At 32.5% G+C, this 25,580-nt stretch carries 22 protein-coding genes; 5 read left to right on the top strand and 17 right to left on the bottom strand.

Going from position 1 to position 25,580, the window contains the following annotated elements:
• Positions 1-100: 100 nt before the first annotated feature.
• From LCI24_RS02350 to LCI24_RS02340, 3 genes are all read right to left on the bottom strand, one after another.
• The gene (locus tag LCI24_RS02350) at positions 101-1,018 is read right to left on the bottom strand and encodes a tryptophan 2,3-dioxygenase family protein (protein WP_274638982.1); all 918 of its coding nucleotides are present in this window, start codon (positions 1,016-1,018) and stop codon (positions 101-103) included.
• Positions 1,019-1,205: 187 nt separating this feature from the next.
• A complete protein-coding gene (hppD, locus tag LCI24_RS02345) occupies positions 1,206-2,366 on the bottom strand; it encodes a 4-hydroxyphenylpyruvate dioxygenase (protein WP_274638981.1) in 1,161 nt (386 codons plus the stop codon).
• 84 nt (positions 2,367-2,450) lie between these two features.
• A complete protein-coding gene (locus LCI24_RS02340; protein WP_274638980.1) occupies positions 2,451-3,608 on the bottom strand; it encodes a homogentisate 1,2-dioxygenase in 1,158 nt (385 codons plus the stop codon).
• Between the two features lie 362 nt (positions 3,609-3,970).
• Here LCI24_RS02340 and LCI24_RS02335 point away from each other — a divergent pair, with 362 nt between their 5' ends.
• From LCI24_RS02335 to LCI24_RS02315, 5 genes are all read left to right on the top strand, one after another.
• A complete protein-coding gene (locus LCI24_RS02335; protein WP_274638979.1) occupies positions 3,971-6,379 on the top strand; it encodes a TonB-dependent receptor in 2,409 nt (802 codons plus the stop codon).
• A gap of 88 nt (positions 6,380-6,467) precedes the next feature.
• The gene (locus tag LCI24_RS02330; RefSeq protein WP_274638978.1) at positions 6,468-6,797 is read left to right on the top strand and encodes a hypothetical protein; all 330 of its coding nucleotides are present in this window, start codon (positions 6,468-6,470) and stop codon (positions 6,795-6,797) included.
• A 1-nt stretch (position 6,798) separates the two neighbouring features.
• The gene (locus LCI24_RS02325) at positions 6,799-7,101 is read left to right on the top strand and encodes a hypothetical protein (protein ID WP_274638977.1); all 303 of its coding nucleotides are present in this window, start codon (positions 6,799-6,801) and stop codon (positions 7,099-7,101) included.
• Positions 7,101-9,176 carry a PepSY-associated TM helix domain-containing protein gene (locus LCI24_RS02320; RefSeq protein WP_274638976.1) on the top strand — a complete coding sequence of 692 codons (2,076 nt, stop codon included), beginning with the start codon at positions 7,101-7,103 and terminating at the stop codon, positions 9,174-9,176. Before LCI24_RS02325 ends, LCI24_RS02320 begins: the two co-directional genes overlap by 1 nt.
• A gap of 43 nt (positions 9,177-9,219) precedes the next feature.
• On the top strand, positions 9,220-10,182 hold the full coding sequence (locus LCI24_RS02315; protein ID WP_274638975.1) for a helix-turn-helix domain-containing protein: 963 nt from the start codon (positions 9,220-9,222) through the stop codon (positions 10,180-10,182).
• 19 nt (positions 10,183-10,201) lie between these two features.
• On the opposite strand, the gene LCI24_RS02310 is transcribed toward LCI24_RS02315, so the two are convergent.
• The 14 genes from LCI24_RS02310 to LCI24_RS02245 form a co-directional block, all read right to left on the bottom strand.
• Complete coding sequence (locus tag LCI24_RS02310) at positions 10,202-11,113, bottom strand: sterol desaturase family protein (protein ID WP_274638974.1); 912 nt, start codon at positions 11,111-11,113, stop codon at positions 10,202-10,204.
• Positions 11,114-11,116: 3 nt separating this feature from the next.
• Entirely contained in the window at positions 11,117-12,145 is a 1,029-nt protein-coding gene (locus LCI24_RS02305) for an alpha/beta hydrolase (RefSeq protein WP_274638973.1), read from the bottom strand.
• A gap of 2 nt (positions 12,146-12,147) precedes the next feature.
• On the bottom strand, positions 12,148-13,248 hold the full coding sequence (locus LCI24_RS02300) for a heparan-alpha-glucosaminide N-acetyltransferase domain-containing protein (RefSeq protein WP_274638972.1): 1,101 nt from the start codon (positions 13,246-13,248) through the stop codon (positions 12,148-12,150).
• A gap of 26 nt (positions 13,249-13,274) precedes the next feature.
• Positions 13,275-15,086, bottom strand: a complete 1,812-nt coding sequence (locus LCI24_RS02295; RefSeq protein WP_274638971.1) for an IucA/IucC family protein — start codon at positions 15,084-15,086, stop codon at positions 13,275-13,277.
• Positions 15,076-15,666 (bottom strand): GNAT family N-acetyltransferase, encoded by a 591-nt coding sequence (locus tag LCI24_RS02290; protein WP_274638970.1) that lies wholly within the window; start codon positions 15,664-15,666, stop codon positions 15,076-15,078. The genes LCI24_RS02295 and LCI24_RS02290 overlap by 11 nt, the downstream gene beginning before the upstream one ends.
• A 2-nt stretch (positions 15,667-15,668) precedes the next feature.
• Complete coding sequence (locus tag LCI24_RS02285) at positions 15,669-18,086, bottom strand: GNAT family N-acetyltransferase (RefSeq protein WP_274638969.1); 2,418 nt, start codon at positions 18,084-18,086, stop codon at positions 15,669-15,671.
• Between the two features lie 3 nt (positions 18,087-18,089).
• Positions 18,090-19,265 (bottom strand): MFS transporter, encoded by a 1,176-nt coding sequence (locus LCI24_RS02280; protein ID WP_274638968.1) that lies wholly within the window; start codon positions 19,263-19,265, stop codon positions 18,090-18,092.
• Between the two features lie 4 nt (positions 19,266-19,269).
• Positions 19,270-20,592 (bottom strand): lysine N(6)-hydroxylase/L-ornithine N(5)-oxygenase family protein, encoded by a 1,323-nt coding sequence (locus tag LCI24_RS02275; RefSeq protein ID WP_274638967.1) that lies wholly within the window; start codon positions 20,590-20,592, stop codon positions 19,270-19,272.
• A gap of 5 nt (positions 20,593-20,597) precedes the next feature.
• Positions 20,598-22,106 carry a pyridoxal phosphate-dependent decarboxylase family protein gene (locus LCI24_RS02270; RefSeq protein WP_274638966.1) on the bottom strand — a complete coding sequence of 503 codons (1,509 nt, stop codon included), beginning with the start codon at positions 22,104-22,106 and terminating at the stop codon, positions 20,598-20,600.
• Positions 22,107-22,275: 169 nt separating this feature from the next.
• Positions 22,276-22,608 carry a 2Fe-2S iron-sulfur cluster-binding family protein gene (locus LCI24_RS02265; protein ID WP_120185967.1) on the bottom strand — a complete coding sequence of 111 codons (333 nt, stop codon included), beginning with the start codon at positions 22,606-22,608 and terminating at the stop codon, positions 22,276-22,278.
• 1 nt (position 22,609) lies between these two features.
• Positions 22,610-23,506, bottom strand: coding sequence for a sterol desaturase family protein (locus tag LCI24_RS02260; protein ID WP_274638965.1), 897 nt, complete (start codon positions 23,504-23,506; stop codon positions 22,610-22,612).
• 8 nt (positions 23,507-23,514) lie between these two features.
• Complete coding sequence (locus LCI24_RS02255) at positions 23,515-24,087, bottom strand: GrpB family protein (RefSeq protein ID WP_274638964.1); 573 nt, start codon at positions 24,085-24,087, stop codon at positions 23,515-23,517.
• 7 nt (positions 24,088-24,094) lie between these two features.
• The gene (locus tag LCI24_RS02250; RefSeq protein WP_274638963.1) at positions 24,095-25,150 is read right to left on the bottom strand and encodes an NAD(P)/FAD-dependent oxidoreductase; all 1,056 of its coding nucleotides are present in this window, start codon (positions 25,148-25,150) and stop codon (positions 24,095-24,097) included.
• A 190-nt stretch (positions 25,151-25,340) separates the two neighbouring features.
• Positions 25,341-25,577: a NifU family protein gene (locus LCI24_RS02245; protein WP_099214828.1), complete on the bottom strand. Its 237-nt coding sequence runs from the start codon at positions 25,575-25,577 to the stop codon at positions 25,341-25,343.
• Positions 25,578-25,580 lie beyond the last annotated feature (3 nt).

Here is a 25,580-nt window from a genome sequence, read left to right as displayed (position 1 = left end):
GTTCAAACTTATGAAAATTGATAGACAATTACCGTTCCAAAAATTAAAAAAAGCTGTTTAACAGAATATTAAACAGCTTTTATCTTATAGTTACTAGAATTTAAAACGTTCCCCAGTTTTCTAATTCTTCTTGGCTCCATAGGTATGGAAAGAAAATTCTTTTTTGATATTTTGGGTGCAAATATTTACGCCAATTACTACCTCCAGTGGCTTCTAAATCTCCATCGCTTCCTCCTAAGTATTTTCCTGCTGCATTGTAATGTGCCATTACCCATTTAACATTTACAGTATAATCGTAATGACGCATTGCTTTTATTAGCTCTTCATTTTCTTGAACTTCTTCTGGTAATTGCTTGAATTTTTTTGAAAGGTTACAGTCATTATAATCTTCCATAAAATCTATAAATTCACCCATATACTTTTTCTCAAACAAATTTAATAAAGTTGTTTTTTGACCTGTGGTATAATTTTTCCCTGCTGCTTGCCAGTATAAGTGATCATAGGCATTTTTAAATGATGAATTTCTATCAATTGTATCTCTATAACGTGCATCTATCAAATTAATAAGGTCTGTAGAGGCAAATTCAATTTTACGGTATTGTGCACTTTGAAAACCACTTGCAGGCGTTAGTGTATTACGAAATTTTAAGTATTGTTCTACATCCATTCCGTCACCCATAACTGTAAAAGAACTACATAACATATCAAAATAACGACTGATACGCATTAAGTGTTTTGAGAACTTATCTGCTGTAATTTCTTCTGCTTTTGCTACTTGGTCAATTTCCCACAAAATCATTTTAAACAACAATTCATTTACTTGATGATACATGATAAAAACCATTTCATCAGGTAACGTAGTTCTAGGAATTTGAAGTCCTAAAAGTGCATCTGTTTGTATATAATCCCAATAGGTTATAGGCTCACTCCAAAGCAATCCTTCTAACATGGCTTCAACAGGAACACCTAATTTATCGTATTTTTCTTCTATTGCTTTTAATATTTCTTCTTTACTCATTTGTTTGTTCTTTTATAATTGTTCTACATTCTTACTCTTTAGGTTAAGTAAGTTTTATGAGAAAGGAGATTTTATATTTAAATACCTATTTTGATTCATCATATAAATAATAAAAACCAAGAAACAAGGCAATTTTTACTGTCTTGAATCTTGATTTTTAATTTGCTTTATCTTATAAAATAAATTTTTACAGAGTTCCTCTTAATTCTTGCTCTCTTTCAATCGACTCGAACAAAGCTTTAAAGTTCCCTGCTCCAAATCCGCGAGCCCCCATACGTTGAATAATTTCAAAGAATAATGTTGGGCGATCTTCTACTGGTTTTGTAAAGATTTGTAATAGATACCCTTCTTCATCAGCATCGATCATGATTCCTAATGATTTTAGCCTTTCAATATCTTCTCTTAACTCGTGACTAAACTCTTCTAATCTTCCTGGAACTGCTTGATAATATGCTTCTGGTGGAGTTGACAAAAACTCTACTCCTTGAGATTTTAATTGACTTACTGTTTTTATAATATCGTCAGTAGCTACAGCAATATGTTGCACACCTGCACCTTCATAAAAATCTAAATACTCTTCAATTTGAGAACGTTTTTTCCCTTCGGCTGGTTCGTTAATTGGAAATTTAATTCTTCCGTTTCCATTAGACATTACCTTACTCATTAATGCCGAGTATTCTGTATGAATTTGTTTATCATCAAATGATAAGAAGTTTTCAAATCCCATTACATCTTCATACCATTTCACCCAAACGTCCATTTGGTTCCAACCAACATTACCTACCATATGATCGATATATTTTAAACCTGCTGCTGGTGGGTTATAATCTGATTCCCATTTTTTGAAACCTGGTAAAAACGCTCCGTTGTAATTTTTACGTTCTACAAACATATGAACAGTTTCTCCATAAGTATAAATCCCTGCTCTTACAACTTCTCCGTGTTCGTCTGTTTCAACAGTTGGTTCCATGTATGATTTTGCTCCTCGTGAAGTTGTTTCTTCATATGCTTTTCTTGCATCTTCAACCCAAAGTGCTACTACTTTAACTCCATCTCCATGTTTTACTATATGATCATTAATTGGAGATTTACTGTTTAATGGAGTTGTTAAAACTAATTTGATTTTATCTTGTTTTAACACATAACTTACTTCTTCTTTAGATCCTGTTTCTAATCCTTTGTATGCATATGATTGGAAACCGAATGCAGTTTTATAAAAGTGTGCTGCTTGCTTTGCATTCCCTACATAAAACTCTACATAATCTGTTCCTAAAAGTGGTAAGAAGTCTTGTGCTCCTTCAAATATTTTTTCTAAACCGTAGTTTACTGATTTTATTTCTTTTGACATTTCTCTCTATTTTGAAAATTTGATAATTAGTTAATTTGAAAATTGAATTGACACATTTTCAAATTGTCACATTGATATACTGAACTACTCTAACCAAGATTTATAATAATCTTCATCAGCTATTTTCATAGCTTCTTCAGTTACTTTTAATGGTTTAAAAGTATCTACCATTACCGCCAATTCTTCGGTTACTGTTTCTCCAATACTTCTTTCTGCTGCTCCTGGGTGTGGTCCGTGAGGAATTCCCGCTGGATGTAAGGAAATATGTCCTGCATCTATATCATTTCTACTCATAAAGTCTCCGTCTACATAATACAATACTTCGTCAGAATCAATATTACTATGATTGTATGGGGCTGGTATTGCTTCTGGATGATAATCGTATAAACGAGGTACAAAACTACAGATTACGAATGCATCTGTCTCAAATGTTTGGTGTACTGGAGGCGGTTGATGTATACGCCCTGTTATTGGTTCAAAATCGTGAATTGAAAAAGCATACGGATAGTTATATCCATCATACCCAACAACATCAAAAGGGTGTGCTGCGTATACCATTTCAATAATTTCATTTTGTTTTTTCACATTAATAACGAAGTCTCCTTTTTCGTTATGTGTTTCTAGTTCTTCTGGTCTGCGAATGTCACGTTCACAAAATGGTGAGTGTTCTAATAATTGACCAAACCAGTTACGATATCTTTTTGGAGTGTATACTGGACGATAAGATTCAACGATAAATAACCTGTTATCTTCTGTATCAAAATCCAATTTATAAATTACTCCACGAGGAATTACTAAGTAATCACCGTATTTAAAATCTAAGTTACCTAACATAGTACGTAATTTCCCAGTCCCTTTATGGATGAAAATTACCTCATCTGCATCGGTATTTTTATAAAAGTATTCTTTGGTAGACTCTTTTGGAGCTGCTAAAATGATATTACAGTCAGAGTTAGTAAGTACTACTTTTCTACTTTGTAAATAATCATTTTCTGGCGCTACTTGAAACCCTCTAAAACGATACGATTGAATATTGTTTTCTTTTGCTACCTTAGGTGCTATCGAATATTGTTTACGGATTTCTTTGACCATTGTTGGTCTATATTCATGGTAACTATTAGTTGACATTCCGTCAAAACCAATCGTACCAAATAATTGTTCGTAATATAAACTTCCGTCTTCTTTACGAAACTGAATATGTCGCTTGTGTGGAATTTTTCCTAATTTATGATAAAAAGGCATCTTTTCTTAATTTGATAATTCAACAATGTGTTAATCTTACAATTAACTCTCTTTCTTTATTAGTCTATTTATTCTACTCATTATAGTAATGACTAACTCCTAAAATCAATCAATGATAGCTACTCCGGATTCCGTTTTATCATGAACTTTAAATGCGCTAAAAGATCTTTCCAATGCATTTTAATAGGTTTTTAGTTGCGTTTTACAAATATACCAAATTTAAAAAGATGTTGATATCTCATTAAATTTCAAAATTTTAGATTTTTTTATTTAAAATTAATCTAAATAAATTTTGATACTTAACCTCTCTGAGATACATTTGCGACATTAAATAATTTTTATTAAATCTAAATAAGGAATAAATGAAGGGCTTTTTAACAACAGTCATCCTGTTTCTAGGAATAGTAAATTCAGTAGCACAAGGGGAAAAGATTAGTGGTACTGTATTAGACAACAATAATGACCCTTTAATAGGTGTTAACATACTTATTGAAGGAACTCAAAAAGGGGTGCAAACCGACATTGATGGTAAATTTACAATCCCTATCTCCAAAAAAGGAGAAATAACATTGATAGTATCCTATGTTGGTTTTAAAACTAAAAATGTAAAAACTAATAGCAATACACAAAACTTACAAATTACTTTATATGAAGGTAATGAAATACTTAACGAGGTAACTGTTGACACTCATAGAAAAAACAAGTTTTCTAGAAAAAAGACTGCTTATGTAGCAAAACTACCTTTAAAAAACATTGAAAATGCACAAGTATATAGCACAGTAACTAATCAGCTATTGGTTTCACAGTCTGTTACAAGCTTTGAAGAAGCCTTAAAAAACACGACTGGAGTTGAAAAATTATGGTCTTCAACTGGTAGAAGTGGAGATGGTGCTGGTTACTATTCTATTCGCGGTTTTTCTGTTCAACCACAATTAGTTAATGGTGTTCCTGGAATTACAAATGGTTTTATTAACCCTGATAATGTAGAAAGAATTGAGGTTATAAAGGGGCCTTCTGCCACTTTATACGGAAGCACTGTTACATCATATGGAGGTTTAATTAATATAGTTACCAAAAAACCTTATAAGGGAACTGGCGGAAATATTACTGTTGGTGGTGGTTCTTTTGGGTTTAAAAAACTAACGGTTGACCTTAATACTAACCTTGAAGAAAATGAAAATATCTCATTGCGATTAAACGCTGGTTATCAAACACAAGATAGTTTTCAAGACGCTGGTTTTAGAAAAGCTTTATTCTTAGCTCCTGCTATATCTTATAAAGTAAATAATCGATTGACTTTGAATTTTAATTATGAATTGTCATCGACAGATCAAACAAATCAAACTTTTCTATTTTTAAACAGAGGAGCTCCTCTTACCGTTAAAAATTTAACAGAGCTAAATTACGACAGAGAGAAATCGTTAACAAACAACGACATTTCTATTAAAAACCCTAATCAAAATTATAGAGGTGAAGCTGCTTATAAAATTACCGATAACTGGTCTTCTCAAACAATTGTAGCTGGTAGTAACACAAAATCAAAAGGATATTACACCTACCTATATAATATTCAAGATGATTTATTTGGATTATATGCTCAAAAAACAGATGCTTCTACTAATACTCTTAGTTTACAACAAAACTTTACAGGAGACTTTAAACTAGGTTCTGTTAGAAATAGAGTAGTAGTTGGTGTTGATTATTTAGAGTCACAAATTATAGATAATGGTTCTGGTTATCGTGGAATTAATGTTGTAAACCCACAAGGACAACTAATTCCTGTACCTCCTGCTTTTGGCTTTGCTAATTTACCAACAACAAGAGCAAGTCTTGATACTGTTTTAGCTAATGTTGACAGGTCAAATTCTGATATAAATCAAAATGTTCTTAGTGGTTATCTTTCTGATGTAGTAAACATTTTACCTGAACTTTCTGTAATGGCTGGAGTTCGTTATGATCGATTCAATTATAAAGGTGATGCAAACGACTCAAGCGATGACGAAAAAGAATATACTAAATCAACCTTCTCACCTAAGTTCGGAATTGTTTACCAACCAATTTTAGATCAACTATCTGTTTTTGCTAATTATCAAAATGGATTTTCTTACGTGAATCCAGAAAGAGTTCCTGTAGATATTTCTAACCCTAATGGAGCTACTAAGATTCAATCATATGACCTAGAACAAGCTAATCAGTTAGAGTTTGGTGTAAAAACAAACTTACTTAATAATAAAATAGAAACCACTTTAAGTTATTATAACATAACTGTAAAAGATAAGGTTATGGGGACGGGGGCTAATAAACAACAAGATGCCACTGTTAAAAGTGAAGGTTTTGAACTAGAAGTAAACGCAAACCCAGTTAACGGATTAAACTTACGTGGAGGTATTAGTTATAATGACGCAAAAGTTACTGAGTCGAAATCAAGGCCTGATTTAGTAGATCAACGATTAGCTGAAGCAGGACCTGAAACTTCTTACAATTTTTGGGCTGATTATAAATTTCAAGACGGTTTTGTTAAAAACCTAGGGTTAGGTTTTGGATTTAACGGTGCTAGTAAATACAACACTATGGTAGGCTACCCATCGGTCGGAAATTTTTACTTACCAGCCTATACTATTTTTAACGCTTCTATTTATTATGAAGTCGATAAATTTAGAATTAGTTTAAAAGGAAACAACTTAACAGACAAAGAGTACTATACAGGATGGAGTACTATAACTCCTCAAGCTCCAAGAGCCTTCTTAGGTACTGTTAGTTATAAATTTTAAATATGAATAGCTATTTGAATTATTAAATGCAGCAAACACAAAACTCTGAACTTTTATGTTCAGGGTTTTGTCATTTGATTAAACCACTATGAAAACAGTTACTTTTCTTTTTATTTTCTTAGGATGTTATTCCTTATATAACTCTTCTGAAAAGGCACATTTAACTAAGAATACCCTCTTACAAAAATGGCTTCAAAATAATAAACGCAATGCCAACATAATTGGAGTAATTACCTTGCTCGTAGGCTTGCTCCTCTCAATAAACTTTTTGGGGCTTTCGGCTGGAATTATTACTTGGATTGTAGCTATCTCTCTGTTTTTAAGCCTTATCATTCTCATTACTCCTTTAAGAGTGATAAACTATGTTTTTTTAACTGTCTCATGTACGTTAACTTTTTTAATAGAACTCATTTTTTAATATGCCAGCTAATTCTAAATATTTAAACCAATCACCTTGGCAGCAGTTTGCAAAAATCTCTGCTGGTCTCATTGGTGGATACATTATAAGTGCTCTACTACATATGTGTTTAGTTTTATGGCTACCTAATCCAAAAGAAGTACTAATCACCTCTATTTATACCATTTTTATTGTTTGGGGCGCTTTGTTAGTTGTTCCTTACTTGTTTAAAAATGGATGGAAAGTTTGGATTTTATATCTCTTGATATCTATAATCCTATATGTAATCTATTACTTCGGAAATCAACAAAATCCATTCGTATAATGAGTAACAGAAATTACAATGTATTTTTCAACACGCACACAGTTAGCGGTATTGTTATAAGTGTAGCCTTATATGTAATCTTTTTTACAGGTGCTTTCGCTCTTTTCAAAGATGAAATTGAAGCTTGGGAAGATGGTAAGCATTCACAAAATATTGCCAGAGAAAACATCGATTATGATTCTTTATTAAAAAAACTCTCAGAAGATCATCATTTAACGAGTAGAGATATTCGTTTTTACTTAGGGCATAAAAGCGACAACATCTATGTCTTAACCTCAGCTGCTAAAGACACAGTAAATATTCCTGATGAAGCAAAATATCAAAACTATCAAGCTATAAATATTCATACTGGTGAAACAGCTGGTTATGTAGAAAAATATGGTTTAGGAGAGTTTTTATACCGTTTACATTTCTTTACACAAATTCCTACTATTGGAATTTATCTTGCCGGTTTTGTTTCCTTATTCTTTTTATTTGCCATAGTTACTGGAGTGATTGTGCATTGGAAAAAAATTATTTCAAACTTTTACCAGTTCAATCCCAAAATTGCTTTAAAAAGAGTCTGGACAGATGCTCACACAGCATTGGGAATTATTGGACTTCCTTTTCAGTTTATGTACGCTGTTACTGCTGCCTATTTCTGTTTAAGCTTGTTTGTTTTACTCCCTGCAAACTTTTTATATGGTGGTGATCGAGATAAACTAATGGAAGATTTACGCCCCGATCTTACATCCTATGAATGGATTGCTAAAACAAACAAAGAAATTCCTAGTGTCAATAAATTTGTAAAAGAAAACGCTAACCGTTGGTCTCATTTTAATTCTAACTATGTTTTAATTAAAAACTATGGTGGCACTAACATGAAATACTGCTTAATTGGTGAACTGGATTATAAAGAACGATTTTTAAGCTCCGGAATGATATTTTATGATTTTGAAACTGATAAAACTTCGATTGTAAGAAACCCTAATGAAAGTAAGTATACAGATGACATCCAGCTTTCTGTAAGTCGCTTACATTATGGTAATTTTGGGGGGGGTGCTGTAAAAGTCATTTACTTTATCCTAGCGCTTATTACTTGCTTCGTAATTATCACGGGGGTATTAATCTGGATTGAAGCTCGCAATAAAAAAAGCATGTCCTTAAAACAACGTCTTTACACTGCCAAGGTTGGGCATATTTATCTTGCTATTTGCTTGTCATTATTTCCTGTTATTGCCTTATTTTTCTTGGTCGTAAAATTATTACCAGAAACTTATCAAACTCAAAAAATGAGTATTTTATACACTTGGTTTTTTGTTGTTTGGTTATTAGCTACTCTTTATTTTAGGCTTAAGCGAAATAATTATCTCACAAACAAAACTACTTTATTGGCAGGTGCCATTCTTGGTTTTTTAGTTCCGGTTGCTAGTGGTATTGTTTCCAACAACTGGATTTGGAATACCTATAAAGCTAAGCAACTTGATATTCTTACAGTTGATTTATTATGGATAGGTATTTCAGTTACTGCACTATTCATCTACCTTAAAATTAAACCTGAAGTAAAAGCTAAAAGTGCTTTTACAAAACATCCTATAGATTACAAAAATCGTAAGCAGTTGTTAACTGAAGAAACTCAAAAAACAACTCAGGTTTTAAATACTGAAAAAAACAATCAATTATTAAACAATAAAAACCACATACCTATGAGAACAAAAATTATAATACTTTGGATATTTTTAGCAATTGGCTGGATAGTTCACCACATTTACGGACTGTTCAATATATATTACAATGAAACCTTAGTAATGGAGGGTGCAACAGGTGAAGCTCCTTTTGCACATCATATATACCGTATACTATTTGAAGGAATGTGCTTACTTTTTGGTTTATTAACCATTGAGATTTCTAAAAAATGGTTTAAGGTAACCTCCCTAGTTTGGGCAAGTATTGCTGGGTTATACAACGTATACCATTTATTTGAAGCTATTATGCATGAAGCGAGTAACATCTCTGAAATATTCATGCTTCTTTTAGTAGCTATAGCAAGTGTATTCTTAATTGTTAATATTTACAAATGGATTAAAGATATTTAGCATACAATAAGCTTAATCCAAATTTCCTTTGTCCCCCAATTTTATGGAAATTGCTATAGCCAAAGATGAAACATTACAGTTAAAAAAAATATTACAGTTACAAAATAAAAGTATAAACTGTGGTATAACGGCTTGTGCCTATGCTGTTAACCCTACTTATGGTAGCGGAATTATAACTAGTTACTATTTTGATGGTTTACTAATTACTATAATAAATGCGAAGTTTAAAAAAGATTTTCTTTTTACTTCAAATCATAATTTAAGCTCTTTAGAGCTTTCTGTTTTAATTGAAGGTGAAAAGATTATTCGTTTTTCTGATTCTAAAAACGATCTCATTCTTGAAAAAAATGAAAGCTGTCTCTTATACAGTAACAGTGAAGATAATAAAGCCTTTTTTTATAGAGATAAACCTATAAACGAAATTAAAATTAGCATGTATGATTCTTTCATACAAAAACATCAAATGCAAGCTCTTTTGTCCAATGATAAGGCACTCGGTTTAAAAAAAACAGAAATCTTTACTCAACAATTAACTTCTAATATGGAGAAAGTTGTTAATGAAGTACTTCTTAATTCACAAAAAGGATTGCTAAAGCGCCTTTTTTTAGAATCAAAAGCGTTAGAATTACTACACCTACAATTAGATCTTCGTTCTAAAAAAGCGAGTAATTCTAATGAGAATATTCTTAAGAAAATATATAAAGTAGAAGCTATACTTCAAACAAATCTACATGAACAAATATCCATACAGCAGCTTGCTCGCAAAGTATTATTGAATCAAAATGTTTTAAAAAATGAGTTTAAAAAATTGTTTGATGAAACTATTTTCAATTATGCTAAAAAATTAAGAATGGAGAAGGCTAAAAACCTATTGACTCATACTCAAAGACCTATTTATGAAGTAGCTGATATGGTAGGGTATAAAAACCCTACTCATTTTACAGCTGCTTTTAAAAAGTTTGAAAAAGTTACTCCTAAAGAGTTTAGAAAGAAATATTCTTGTTAGAGTCTAAATTTATACTCTTTTATTTCTCTAGTTTATTTAACCAAGCTTCATTTCTGTACTCTCTTGCCTTTTTTCCTCCATCAATGTGGTTCCAACCTGGAGGCATAAAAACATATTTTACTTTGTCTATTAATCTTGGTGCTTTTTTAACGTCTAACCATAATTCTTTCCATAGTAGAAACTGTACATCCCATAGGCTTTCACTATTCAGTTTGTCATGCATAATTCCATATTCAATCTTTTCATTATCTAATTCTTTTTGAAAAGTTTTAAATATGCGATCCCAAATACTAAAGGTTTCGCCATAATTTCTATCTAAATAAATATGATTTTTAGCATGATGCACCCTATGAACTGAAGGTGTAATTAATAGCTTATCCAACTGTTTCTGCTTTCCAATAACTTTTTCGTTTATATGTGTTAACGTAGCATATAATCTTGCTATGGGCTCAATTACAAAAATCATCAATGGATGAAATCCTACAATTGGAAGCCATATAAAATTAAACGGAGTAAAAAACACATCAAAGATTGATCCTCGAGCAACTACCGTTAAATTCATTTCTTCTGCTGTATGATGCACACCATGAATACACCATAAAACTCGAACTTTATGTCCTAATAAATGAATAAAAAACACTGTAAAATCGTACAATAAGTAAGCCGCAACCCAGACATACCATTGAAACCCTAAGGTAAAAAATCTATTTTCATACAACCAAAACATGCTAGCCACAATAAACACTTTTGACAATAAAAAATATGGAATGCTTTGCACTAAATATGATATAATACTAACCACTCCTTCTTTGTTTTTTTCTACATAACTCGTTACTATAAGAATTCCCCACTCAACTAGCATTAAAACAAGCACTATTATACTCATATGTTCTAATTGACCTACAAGTACTTTTATAGATGATAAATCCATTTTTTAATTATTCTTATAAAAATTATTCTTTAAAAAAGCACACACTTGTGCTACTGCTCCTTTTGAAGCTTCGGTTTTTCTAAGAGCATTTAGTACTATAAAATCGTGTATTGTTCCTCCATATCTTGTTGATATAACTGGTACTTTAGCTGCTCTTAACTTTTTAGCATATGCTTCACCTTCATCTCTTAGCACATCATATTCCGCCGTTATTAAAAGTGTTTTAGGTAAGTTTTGAAGTTCTTCTAAACTTGCTTTTAAAGGAGCTACAGTTGCTAATGATTGCGTGCTTTTATCAGGAGCGTATACTTCCCAAAACCACTTCATGGTGGCTCTAGTTAAATAATGCCCTTTAGAAAATCGTTCGTATGATTTGGTGTTTAAATTAGTATCGGTTACAGGATACAACAATACTTGCCCAAGAATTTTAGGTGTTCCTTTTTCTTTTGCCTTCATTGCTACAACAGTTGCCATGTTTCCTCCTACACTGTCACCACCAACTATAATTCTGTTTGAGTCTAATCCATAGTTTTTCCCATATTTTGACAGAAATAAAGCTGCTGCATACCCTTCTTCATTTGCTACAGGATACTTTATTTCTGGTGCCCTTGAATATTCTACAAAAACAACTCCTACATTTGCTTTTAAAGCAATATCTCGCATTAATCGTTTGTGTGTTTCAAAGCTATTAAACACCCATCCCCCCCCGTGAAAATACACTAATGTTGGAAGCAGTTTTTCGGCTTTTTTAGGCTTTATGATTACTGAATTAACTTTCCTGCCTCCTTCTTTAAAGGAAACTTTTGTAAAAGTTACGTTATCATAGGTTAAGGTTGAATCTTTTTGCATGTTTTCCATCGCTAATCTTCCCACATCCAAGGGCAAATCTTGTAATGGTGGGCCTTGATAAGAATGGATAACTTCTAAAAATTCTTGAACGGTAGGATCTAATCCATAGCTCCCTGCTAATCTTGCTTGTGCAGTAGATTTAAGCTGCAATAAAACAACAGCAATAATTAATAACTTCCTCATACCTATGCCATTTGTTGTGTTACCCTTGTTTTTTTACTTCTTTTTACAACCTTGTATTTGTTAAACAGGTACAATAGGCTGAAAGTTCCTATGTTTACAGCCAACATAATGGCTAAAACCATTGGCTCGTTATAAGCTGAAAATTCTGTAAACGCTAACAACCAATAAATTAACACCCATTGTATCATATAAAAAGAAGTAACATTTTTACTACAATAAAAGAATAATCTGCTTACATAATTGTTCTTAGGAAGATTTCGTTCTATTAAATAATACAACCAGAAAAGAACTAAGATACACCCCATTAATCCCATACTTCCTCCTGGACCTAAATGATAATAATCTCCAAAATGGTATTCATAATTATAATCACACAGTAACTTTCCTGTTACAAGAAAAACGATACCTATATACAACATTGGTCTGAATAAAGATGCATCAGCATTTTCAGGTGCTTCTTGGTATCTTAATCCTAAATACAGTCCCATCAGAATAAATGAAATCCATGGAAATAAAGGAAAATATACATCAAAGTTATTACCCCAAATAAGGTTTAAAACATAATCTACTCCAGGAATTCCAAGTTGAATACCACTTACAATCTTTGAAAGCCACATAACGACCAGTGCAATAACTATAAGTATGTTTTTATTCTTAATTAAGAACTTAAACGACAGGCCTATTAAAAATAATGATATACCTATTAATTGAAACATATCACCTTTTAAGAAGTAGTTTAACATGCTATACGGATTACTTACTTGAAGCCCGCTTGCCTTTACAAAACTTTCTGGGAAACCTCCAAAAAACAAAAGAGGTACTATAAATCTTAAGAAGTTTAAAACGTATCCTAAAGTAATTATGAATAATGCTTTTTTAAGGATTCCTTTTCTATTTGAATTTCTTGAGAATGCAAATGATATCCCCATTACAATAAGGAAAACCGGTGATCCTCTTTCTAATATCTGAGCTATATTTCCAGTTATCGAGTTTTCCCAAGTATCCATACTTGAAAAAATCATCATCACATGTACTGGAATCATAATAAGAACACTAAATCCTCTTACAAAGTCCACAGCTCTTACTCTATTTTGTTTTTCCATTTAATTCTTTTTAAATTCTATATTTTTTAAGCTATTATTTTTACTGCTGTCTCTTCTTTTTTAAATTTTGCTAGTGGATTCTCTAGAGTTCCTTCCAATTTTAAGCTTTCAATTGGATCGGCTAAACTCAACATTTGTTTTGTATTACTTAATTGTAATCTGTTTAAGCAGCAACGATCAAACTCATTAACAAACAAATCGTATCGCTCATATTTTTCTGAAAACTCTGAATGCTCTCCCTGATACTCATACACACATTCTGCCACCAATTCCCAGAAATTTTCTTCTGAAAAGTTTGTGTAACTGTCTAATTGTTGTGCCATAAAACGGAAAAAGCAATCAAAAACATCTGTGAAAATTGTTAGTATTTTCATTGTATCAGAAGTTTTAGTAAACAATCTTTTGGCATGCTCTGGCAAGTGCATTGCTTCATTAAAAACAATCACTTCTTCAGTAATGTCTTTCATTAATACATATACTGGTGTGTTTTCTTCTAATACTAGAATAAGGTTTTCTCCATGTGGCATAAACACAAACTCGTACTTATAAAAGCAATGTAATAGAGGTGTTAAATAAGCTTTTAAATAACGTTGAATCCATGTACCTGTATCATAAGGAGATGCTTCTATTAAAGCGGTTAAAAATGATTTTTCTTGATAGTCTACATGCAATAAAGCAGCCATCGTAAGTACTCGTTGGTTAGAGCTTATTTTTGTAAACGGACTCTCTCGCCACAAGGCTGATAGCATTTTGTTATGCGGATTCGTTTTACCTAATGCCTCATAATAGTGATTATAATATCCTACCGTTGCCACTTCTCCCAACATGGTAAATCCATTGTTTTGTAAATATGTGTCGTCTACCAACAAACCTGTTATCCATTGGGTAATATGCGGCGTACTTTGCATGTAATAAGGAGAAAGTCCACGCATAAAGCCCATGTTTAAAATTGACAACGCTGTTTTTGTATACAGTTTTTCTGGATGTGAAGCATTAAAGAGTGTTCTGATAGATTGTTGAGCTGAAAAGTCATCATCGCTTTCACCTAGCAAAATGATGTTTTTTTGAGCAATATCCGCCCCAAAAACAGCTATGATTTTATTTTTCCATTGCCATGGGTGTACTGGTATAAAAATGTAATCTTCTGAAGCAACATTATGTTTTTTCAAGACTTCTTTAAATGAACTCACTTTTTCTTCACCTAATTCATTTTCTAGAAGTTTTTCATACTCATAACCTTTAACAGCTGTGTAAGCCGCATACTTTTTATGAGCTGCAATCCAAATGAGTTTAAATGATTGATTACTTTCTGGCGAGTATCTATGATAATCGTCTATATTAAATCCGATTCTACCATTATTAGCTACGAAACATGGATGTCCTTCTGTCATCGCATGCTCTATTTCTTGAAAGTTTTTTTCGGCTAATTCACTTGCTGAAAATTTTTTGTTCGTGTATTTATATGCTGCACCAGAAAGCGTGCTCGTTATTTCTTCTAAATAAGTTGCTAAAAACTCGTTAGGGATACCTAAGGTATTTTGGAATTCCGTAATAAAGTGCAGTGCATCTAGGTAAACTTCTTCTGATGAATTATTCTTTTTGACAATGCTCTTTGCATCGACCCTCCAATGGTCGAGTAAATATTTCTTCGCCTTAAAATGATATGTAAACTCCTTATTATCAGAAATGATTTGATATACACATCCATGAACTTCTTCTGAAATAAATTCAGGAATTAAAATAAGCTCATGTGAAAACTCACTGATTGCTTTTTTTATTAATTGACGATTTACAAAACTCCATACTTCAGGTTGTAAATGTGCTATATTATTTGTCATGTTGTTCTAGTTTGGTTAAAGCTGATTGGTACATCTCTCTTGTACAAAAAGCTAAGACCGCTTTTTTATGAGGTAACTCAACTTCTTTTTGGTATTCAAAACCTGCTTTTTTATTTAGCATATGAATTTTTTCATTATTCACATCGGGTTCTACAACAATTCTTTCCACTTGTGGTAAGCTGAAAAAATAATCGATAATGGTTGAAAACACATGCCATGTAAACTGTGGTATTCTTCTTTCTACTGGTGCTACCAAAACATGCATTCCGTAATCGTTTTCTTGTGCATTGTAATAGTTTGTTATGACGTCTTCTGATGCTTTGTACAACTCCATTAAAAATACAGGAGTATCATTTAACATTCCTATATAACTATGATGATATGGATTGTTTTCAATTTCTTGATATTCTGCACCCACTTCTTCTAAAGACTTATTTAACATCCCCCAATATTTTGCATAGGGTTGTGTTACCCAACTATGCAACATTGGTGTATCTGTTTCCAGTTGAAATGGACGAATACTGATTACCCCCAATCCCTTAATTTCTTTACTAAATACTTTTTGATGTGTTTGAACCATAGTTATACTTCCTGAGTTTTAAATGCTGCTATCGGGTTTTTTAACTTTCCTGCAAATTGGAGTAGGGCAACAGGGTCATCTAAATCAATCATTTGTTTGTGATTATTTAATTGCAGTCTATTTAAACACGAAAGCTTAAAGTCTTCAGCAAACAAATCATACTGTTTGAACTTATTTGATAATTCTGGAAACTGTTCTTGATATTCCTGAATATTTTCTGCTACCAACTCCCAAAAACGGTGCTCGCTGTAATTAGCATGTTCCTCTAAAATTGGTGCTAAAAAGCGGAAGAAACCATCAAACATATCTGTAAAAATTGATAATAGTTTTACGTCTTCTGGAACTGGAGCATACATTCTCTTCAAGTCTTCAGAAAGTTCAACTTCAGGATTTAAAATACATGCTTCTTCAGTAATATCTTTTAATAAAACATATACCGGAATGTTATTTTCTAATACCATGATAATGTTTTCCCCATGTGGCATAAACACCAAATCGTACTCATAAAAACAGTGTAACATTGGACTTAAATACGCCTTTAAATAGCTACGCAACCAGTTGTCTATTGAAATACCAGAGTCCTTAATAATTTCTGGTAATAATGCTTTTCCGTGATTGTCTATATGTAATAATGCAGCCATCGTTAGTGGTTTTTGGTTCTGTTTAACTACTGAATATGGGCTTTCTCTCCATAACGACGCTAACATTTTATTATAATCATTGTGTGAACCAAACTCTTCAAAATATGGATTCACATAGCTTACCGAGCCTATTTCACTTAACATCCTAAATCCGTTTGCCTTTATATAAGCATCGTTATATAATAGGTTTTCTAACCAAACCGCCATTTTTGGAGCTGTTCCTAAATAATACAATGGTAACCCTCTCATAAAGCCCATATTTAGAATAGACAATGCCGATTTCGTATAAAATTTCTTCGGATTGGTTATATTAAATAAGGTTCTTATGGATTGCTGCGCTAAGTATTGATCTGGTCCGTATCCTAGGCAGATTAAATCTCCTTTGGCTACTTCTGAAGCAAAAATTGTAGCTAATTTGTTAAACCACTGCCATGGATGAACAGGAATAAATAAGTAATCCTTTGGACTAAAGCCTTTTTCTTCAATTATTTTATTGAATTGTGCTATGGTATCGGCGTCTAACTCTTTATGTACTAAGGTTTCATAAGGCAATGTCTCTATTGCTGAATACACTGCTTTCGCAGTATGCCCTGCCAACCATAATAACGAAAAAGAGTTTCCTGCTTCAGGTGCATACGAACGATAATCGCTACTATCAAAACCTATTCTACCATTATTTGCTACAAAACCTGGGTGCCCTTCAGTCATTGATTGTTCTATCGTTTGAAAATCGGCTGTTGCTAATTCTTCGGCTGTAGGATTTCCTTTTGTAATCTTAAACGCACTTCCGTATAGCGTACTTATGATTTCTTCTAAATACACTGGCATTTTTTCATCAGCAATTCCCAGCGCTTTTCTAAACTCTTTTATAAAAGTGATTGCATCAACCTCTTCTTCAACGTCTTTTACATACCTTCTTATAGAACTTTCATCAATCATCAAATGATTCAAAGCCATTGGTTTTGCTTTAAACTCATATTGAATTTCTGTATTATCTGCATGAACTTTATATAACTTATATCCGCTATTTAGTTCTTGAATTACTTCAGGTTGTATTAGTAGTTCATGTAAAAACTCACACAATGCTTTTTTTACTAATAATAGATTGGCTTTTTGCCAAATTTTGGGTTGTATATGTTGTGTTGATTGTTGTGGAGAAACCACATTATCTAAAGTATTCATGGCACTTCTTTTTGATGGTGAAAAGGATTGGATTTTTTGTTGGTAATTAGTTTTGGTTAAAAATGCTAATTGTGCTGTTTTGTTAGGTAGTTCTATTACATTTCCTAGTTGAAAACCTATGCGTTGGCACAGTGCAAACATTTTTTTGTTTCGAATATCTGGCTCCACTACTATTCTGTTAATAGTTGGGTTTGTAAAAACAAAATCCATGATTGCTCGAAACATAAACCATGTAAAGTTTGGTATTTTAGTGATTTTTGGCGGTGCTACAATAATGTGTACTCCACAATCGGATGCTTTAGCTTTATAAAAATCATTAATAATATCTAGTTGCGGATTGTAGCGTTCTACTATAAATGCGGGTTCGTTATGAAACATTCCTACAAAAACATCGTAATGTTTTGGTGCAACAAGTTGGGTATATTCTTCTTCAACTTCTTCTACCGTTGCGTTTTGCATTCCCCAAAAAACAGCATATTCTTGAGTTACCCATTGGTGTAAAAAAGCACTGTCTTTTTTTACTTGAAAAGGACGAATGGTGATTGTTCCGAAGTCTTTATAATCTTTTGAAAAAATTATGGTATCTGTAGTTATCATAATTTAGGCTTTAGCTAGTTGTTTGTGTACTTTCTTTACCGATTTAAAAACCATAAAGTACAAGGCAAGTGTTAATACAAAACCTCCTAAGGCAATGACAAATGGTATACGTAATCCGAAACCTTCAACTATAATCCCTACATTTAATGAAGCTAAGAGTACACCTAAGTTTTGGAAGAAATGGATTTTGCTATAATCTACGGAGTAGGACTCTGGTGTGCTTAATTCGAATAATAAAATGTCGAATTTCACGACTCCTTGAAAAATTGCCCAACCGTAAATAATTCTTCCTAAAACTACTGATGCTTCATTGGGTATTCCTTGTAATACAAGTCCAATTAACCCAATACACAAAGCATTGATAATTCCTTCATGTCCTTCTGATTTTCCTTTGTTGTTAATCCACAAGGCTACTAAAGCCACAAAACCTGGAATAGCATACATAGTACCAGAAACCAATTTGCTTTTATACATTGAAAAACTTTCCCAGTAAGTCGAAAAGAAAGGTCTGATTAAAAAATCACTGAAGTATAGTATCAATGTGATTAGACCTAGCTTTAAAATAAATCCTTTCGGAATAAGCTTTTTATCGGTACCAACTGGTTCTTCTGAAATAATTAAATCGGTAGCGTATTTTTTACTTTTTAATAAATAACCGCTCATAGCCATTTGAATAAAATCTCCTACTGCCATAATTAAAAAAATACTACTCGGATTTATATAGTCCACCGTTATTCCTCCTAATACAGCTCCTAAAATCCCTCCTAAATGCACCACTACAGAAAGTAACCCAATTGTACTTGGGTGTTCTTCTTTGGTAATAATCTTTAAAATGTAAGGGTACACTAACAAGTAACTTCCTTTAAATAACACCATGACAAGTGATATTATCCAAAAATTAATGTATGATGTAGTGTAATAGCAATACAATGCTAATACACCTGCAATTGCTTGGGTATACACTAAAATGTTTAATTCTGAAACTTTTTTAGAAACGTATGCCCAAAAAGGAAACGCAATCATTACCATAAAACAAATGGCTGCAAAGTAGTAACCTACATTTTTAGGGTTCGTGATTCCGAAGCGAAGCTCAAAAAACTGCGGATAAAATGGATGCAGCAGGTAATCACTTACTACTGCAACCAACGTCATTACTATTAAAAATGTTTTTAGCTTCATATTCTTAAGCAAAAACATTGAGTTCTATTTCTTCTTCTTGCGTTACTTCAAATTGTTGAAACGCTATCTTTTGCTCAATAGGATAATGCTCTACTCCTGTTATCTCTTTAATGATGTAAGAGTTTTTATAGGCAGCCATACCTAAATCAGGTGTTACAAAACCGTGGGTGTGCAGCTCAACATTCTGAACAAAGATTTCGTTATGATTTTTATCAATGCTATAATTGCGCTGTACATCGAATCGATCTTGATAATCCCATAAAATTCTGTTTGAAATTCCCTCTATAAAATCAGGTAATTGATATTCGTAACCTGTAGCAAGAACCAATCCGTCAGTTTCATGTACAAAATACTTGTCTTGTTCTACCTGATGGAGCTCAAGTTTAATACCCTCATCTGATACCTTGATGGTTTTCAATTCAGAATTGGTGCGTAATGAAACTTTTAATGGTTCTTTTGATAGGACTCTTTTTGCGTACAACGTATCGTGAATAGACCCAATTAAATCTTGATTGATTCCTTTGTATAAATGCTTTTGATTTTTAATGAGCATATCTCTTTTTGATGCTGGTAAGTTGAAAAAGTAGTCTACATACTCTGGTGAGGTCATTTCTAGCGTTAGTTTAGCATACTCTAACGGGAAGAAACGAGGTGAACGGGTTATCCAATTCAACTCATATCCTTTAGTATCTATTTCTTGTAATAAATCAGAAAATATTTCCGCAGCACTTTGTCCGCTTCCCAACACTGTTATCCTTTTCTTATTTTGTAATTGTTCTTTATTAGGCAGATATTGTGATGAGTGAACAGCTACATCTTTCAACTTTTTACAACAAGCAGGAATGTAAGGTTGTGTTCCTGTTCCTAAAACCAGTTTTTTTGCTTTATAGATTTTAATTTCCTGTGTTTTTGTACATACACTCGTAACTACATAAATTTCGTCTTTTTGATCGTAATCTACATTTGTAACTTCTGTATTAAAATATATGTTAGAAAGCTTGCTAATTACCCACTGACAATAGTGGTTGTACTCATTTCTAAGTAGCAAGAAGTTCTCTCGTATGTAAAAAGAATAAATTCTTCCTTGTTCTTTTATATAGTTAAGAAAACTAAAAGGACTTGTTGGGTCGGCAAGTGTTACCAAGTCTGCCATAAAAGGTACTTGTAAAGTAGTGTCTTCTAACAACATTCCTGGATGCCAATCAAATTTATCTTTTTTATCAAGAAAAACTCCATTTAAACCTTCAATAGGTTCTGATAAACATGCTAATCCTAGGTTAAAAGGACCTACTCCGATAGCTATAAAGTCTACTATATTATTCTTCATCTTTTTTAGTTTGTAGTTTTGTATTGTTCTCCTGTAGTTTTAATCATTTCTATGATATTAAGGAGATTGTTAATTGTATTTTTCGGATTTAGTAAGGTAAATTTCAGATAGATATTACCATTTAACTTTGTACTTGCAATTGATGCTTTCCCAGCTTTATATAAAGTGTTTTTGATATATAAATTAATCGAGTTATGAATAATATCTTCAGCTATACCTTCTGCTTTATATCTAAATACTAGCGTACTTAGTTCAGGTGCATGAGCAACTTCAAAACATTCTTGATCTCTGATGCTTTCATATACTTCCTTTGTTAAAGAGTGTACATCTTCTAAGTAATTAGCAATAGTTTTTGTTCCTAAAATTTTTAAGGTTAACCAAACTTTTAGGGCATCAAATCGGCGTGTTGTTTGGATTGATTTTTCTATAAGATTTGGTCGCTCTGGATCTTTATCTTCAATAGGGTTTAAGTAGTCTGCATAGTAAGATACATACTTAAAATGTTGCTTGTTATTAACTAAAAAAGCGCTACAACTTACAGGTTGAAATAAGGTTTTATGAAAATCTATAGTAATAGAATCAGCTAACTCAATACCTTCAAAATGCTTTTTATGGGTATTCGTAAGTGCAAAAGCACCACCATAGGCACCATCTGCATGTAACCACATGTTGTGTTCTTTGGCAATCTTCTCTATAGTTTGTATTGGATCAAAACTACCATAATCGGTAGTACCTAATGTTGTTACAACTGCTATTGGAATACTACCTTCTTGCTTTGTTTTTTCTATAGCCAACACAAGTTCATTTGCATCCATCTGCATTTTCTTATCTACTTTTACAGGTATAACCGCATCATAGCCCATACCTAGTAAAGCGGCACTTTTTTGGATACTGAAATGTGCCTTTTCTGAGCAAAAAATTCTGAACTTACTTATTTCATCACTCCAGCCATGTTGCTTGATATTAATTCCAAAATGTTTGAAAGCGTAATTATCTCTAGCCATTAATAACCCCATGAAATTAGATTGTGTTCCTCCGCTTGTAAAAACACCATCTGAATTACTTGAAAGCTTAAATACATTGGTTATCCATTGAATAACTTCTTGTTCTATAAAAGTTGCTGAAGTACTCTGATCCCATGTTTCAACTGCAGTATTAATTGTGGTTGTAATCATCTCTGCTATGATTGATGGTAAGGTAATTGGGCAATTTAAATGTGCTACGTAAGTGGGGTTATGAAATGCTATTGCATTTTTTATATACAAGTTATTCAACTCTTCTAAAACACTATCTATAGGTTGTGTTTCTTCTATATTTACCAGTTTCGCTTGTTCTTTATTTGCTAAAATTTCTTCAAGGCTGTCTCCTTGATAAAAAGTTCTTTTGGATAAAAATTGTTGAATATAAGTGGTTGTTTTCTGAATATACTCTTCATACAACTGTGCTGATTCATCACTAAACAAATAGCTATTTAATGACAATTCTTTTAGTGAAGGGCTAGATTTAAGAATCATTTATTTTTATTTAGTCTTAATAATTTAAAGCAAAAGTATATTCAGACCAAACAAACTAAATGACGTAAATGGAATTTAAAATGACGTAAATAGCATATCTTACAAAAAAGAAAGCGCAGTATTTAGTCTACACTAAATACTGCGCTTTAAAAACTTTATTTTTTTGTTCTTAGCTCTCAGGAGCTAATTCTACTTCTAAACCATCTAAATCGGGTGTCATTTGTATTTGACAACCCAATCGGCTATTATCTTCTACATAGAAAGCCTCTGCTAACATTGCTTCTTCATCATCTCCCATTTCTGGCAACTCATGATCCGATTTTACATAGCATTGACATGATGCGCACATTGCCATTCCACCACAAATGCCAATAGTTCCTTCAGGAGCTAATTCGTACGAACGAACTACTTCCATTAAGTTCATAGCCATATCTGTTGGTGCTTGTACCTCGTGCGTTACTCCGTCACGATCGGTAATTTTTATAGTAATATCTTGTTCCATTTTACAAGTTCATATTTTTTCTCAAAACTTTCGCTCTTTTATCTTCTCCGTCATGTGTCCAACCTGGTGAATTGAATACATAGTTGAGCTTATCACTCCATTTATCAGCTCTTTTTACATCCTTCCAAATAGCACTATACTCATGTGTTGCCACCTTTACAGGATTAAAAGTTTCAATGTTTACTGTCAATCCATATACTGGTTTATCAATTTCTTTTAATTCTTCAGAAAAAGTACCAAACATACGATCCCAAATAATTAAAATACCAGCATGATTACAGTCTAAATAACGAATATTAGATGCGTGATGCACTCTATGATGCGATGGTGTATTAAAGATTAACTCAATTGGTTTAGGAAATTTATCAACTAATTCTGTATGCACAAAAAACTGATATATTAAGCTAATTCCCATCATGGTAAACATGATTAAAGGGTCAAACCCTAATAACGGAATCCACATCCAAAAGAAAAATTTATGAATACGCTCACCCACTCCTTGACGTAGTGCTGTTCCTAAATTCATATGCACAGATGAATGATGTGGTACATGACCTGCCCAAAACAAGCGTACCTCATGGTTTAAGCGATGAAACCAATAATAAGCAAAATCATCAGCAAGTAACAATAAAATCCACGCCCACCATTGACGTTGTACAATACCTTTTAATGGGCTAATTTCATACAAGTAGAAAAACGCTACAAAAGCTAAAATCTTTGGAATAAATTCAACAATGGCAGAAAACACCATCATTAACATAGATACTCCCGTGTCTTTACTATTATATTTTTCTTTTGCTATTTGGTATTCTACCAACATAGAAATGAAAAATACAGGTAAGGCGAAGTACAATAATTTGTCTTCTGATAATTGCTGTATGTATTCAGTTAATGTCAATATTTTTATTAGTTCTTATATAAACTTAATGTCTCTTTTACAAAGTTTGTTTTTCCTAAAACATAGGCTCCTCTATCGTTTCTATATTTTGAAGCTAATTCAATTTTTAGTTTTTCATATTCTTTTGCTCTATCAGGGTTTTCAATTAGGTAATCTCTAAACTTTAACTGATCACACATTACATTATCCTTTGGACACATATGAATATGAAAAATTTGCTCTTTTTTTACTTCAAAATTATATCCCTTTGCGAAAGACATATACGCTGCTATATCTTCTCGTGCTGGAACTTCAAAGAAAGAATACCCTAACTTTTCAAATTGTTTTATTAATTCTTTATCAAATAAAAACTCTTTTGGAATCTCAATAAACAAGTCAACATAATTCTTTGCTTTTATATTGGGAATTGATGTACTTCCAAAATGTTCAATTCTATTAAAATATGAATTATCTATATGCAGAAGTATGCGTTGTTTTTCCTCTTCAAAAATATCCTTCCACTTGGTATTATGCTCAGATAATTCAATAGGGAAGAGGGCATTCCAATCTTCCCTTGTTAAATCGTATAATGTTCTTTTCACTAATTACTTAGTTAATCGCTTTTACTACTGCTTTTGGTGCTTCTTTTCGAGTACCATCAAATCCATCTACTCCACCAACCGTTGTGTATTTCATTACATATTTTTTATCTGGGTGAATACGTTTATATGCACTCTGACACATTAACGTTGCTTCGTGGAATCCGCATAAAATTAACTTTAATTTTCCAGGGTATGTATTCACATCACCAATCGCATAAATTCCTTCTACATTCGTTTGATAATCTAAAGCGTTGTTTACTTTTATGGCGTTTTTCTCTATTTCTAATCCCCAATTGGCTATTGGTCCTAATTTTGGAGATAGTCCAAATAACGGAATAAAATGCTCACAAGGTAATGTAAACGGTTCTTTATCTTTTTGCTCTACTAATACACCTTCTACCTTTTCTTCTCCTACAATACCTTTAACTTCTGCTGGTGTAATTAGCATTAGTTTTCCTTCATTCTTTAATTCTTGTACTTTATCAACAGAGTCTAAAGCTCCACGGAACTCATTTCTTCTGTGAATTAAAGTTACCGATTTTGCTACATCAGTTAAGAAGATAGACCAATCTAAAGCTGAATCTCCACCACCAGCAATTACCACGTCTTTACCACGATAAATTTCTGGTTCTTTAATCATGTATTCCACTCCCTTGTCTTCAAAATTAGCAATATTTGGAATAGGTGGCTTACGCGGTTCAAAACTTCCTAAACCACCTGCAATTGCTACTACAGGTGCTTGGTGTTTTGTTCCTTTATTGGTGGTTACGATAAACGTTCCGTCCTCTTGCTTTTCAATAGTATCAGCACGTTCACCCAAAGTAAAACCTGGTTCAAATTGTTTAATTTGTTCCATCAATTTATCGGTTAAGTCACCAGCTAAAATCTCTGGATATGCTGGGATATCGTAAATTGGTTTTTTGGGATAAATTTCTGAACACTGCCCTCCTGGTTGTGGTAAGGCATCAATTAAATGACAACGTAATTTTAATAATCCTGCTTCAAAAACCGTAAATAATCCTGTAGGTCCTGCTCCAATAATTAATATATCTGTTTGTATCATTTTATAACAAAATTCTCTTATTTATACTGAGATTCCTGCCTTTTGAAATAAGACAGGAATATGTATGCGTTAGTGATTGAGTGGCTTGTTTGAACTCTCCCAATTTTTTAATTGGGAAGTGAGTAACGAAAGCACGCCCGAACGCCCAAAATTAAAGCAATAGTCTAGCTTAAAACCTGACTTTTATCAGTTAAGCTACATTAATTACTTCTGTAATTTCTGGTGCGTACTTTTTTATAGTTGCTTCTACTCCGTTTTTCAAGGTCATTTGATTGACTGAACAACCGCTGCAAGCTCCTTCTAATTGTACTTTTACTGTACTGTCTTCTATAGATAATAGTTTAATATTACCTCCATCACTTACTAAAAAAGGTCGGATTTCTTCCAACGCTTTTTCTACGTTATTTCTTATGTCTGCTGTTGCCATAAC

This window comes from Tenacibaculum larymnensis (assembly GCF_028829235.1).
Classification (GTDB): Bacteria; Bacteroidota; Bacteroidia; order Flavobacteriales; family Flavobacteriaceae; genus Polaribacter; species Polaribacter larymnensis.
The sequence above is the reverse complement of the archived record's forward strand: the minus strand, read 5'-3'. Positions and strand labels throughout refer to the sequence as shown.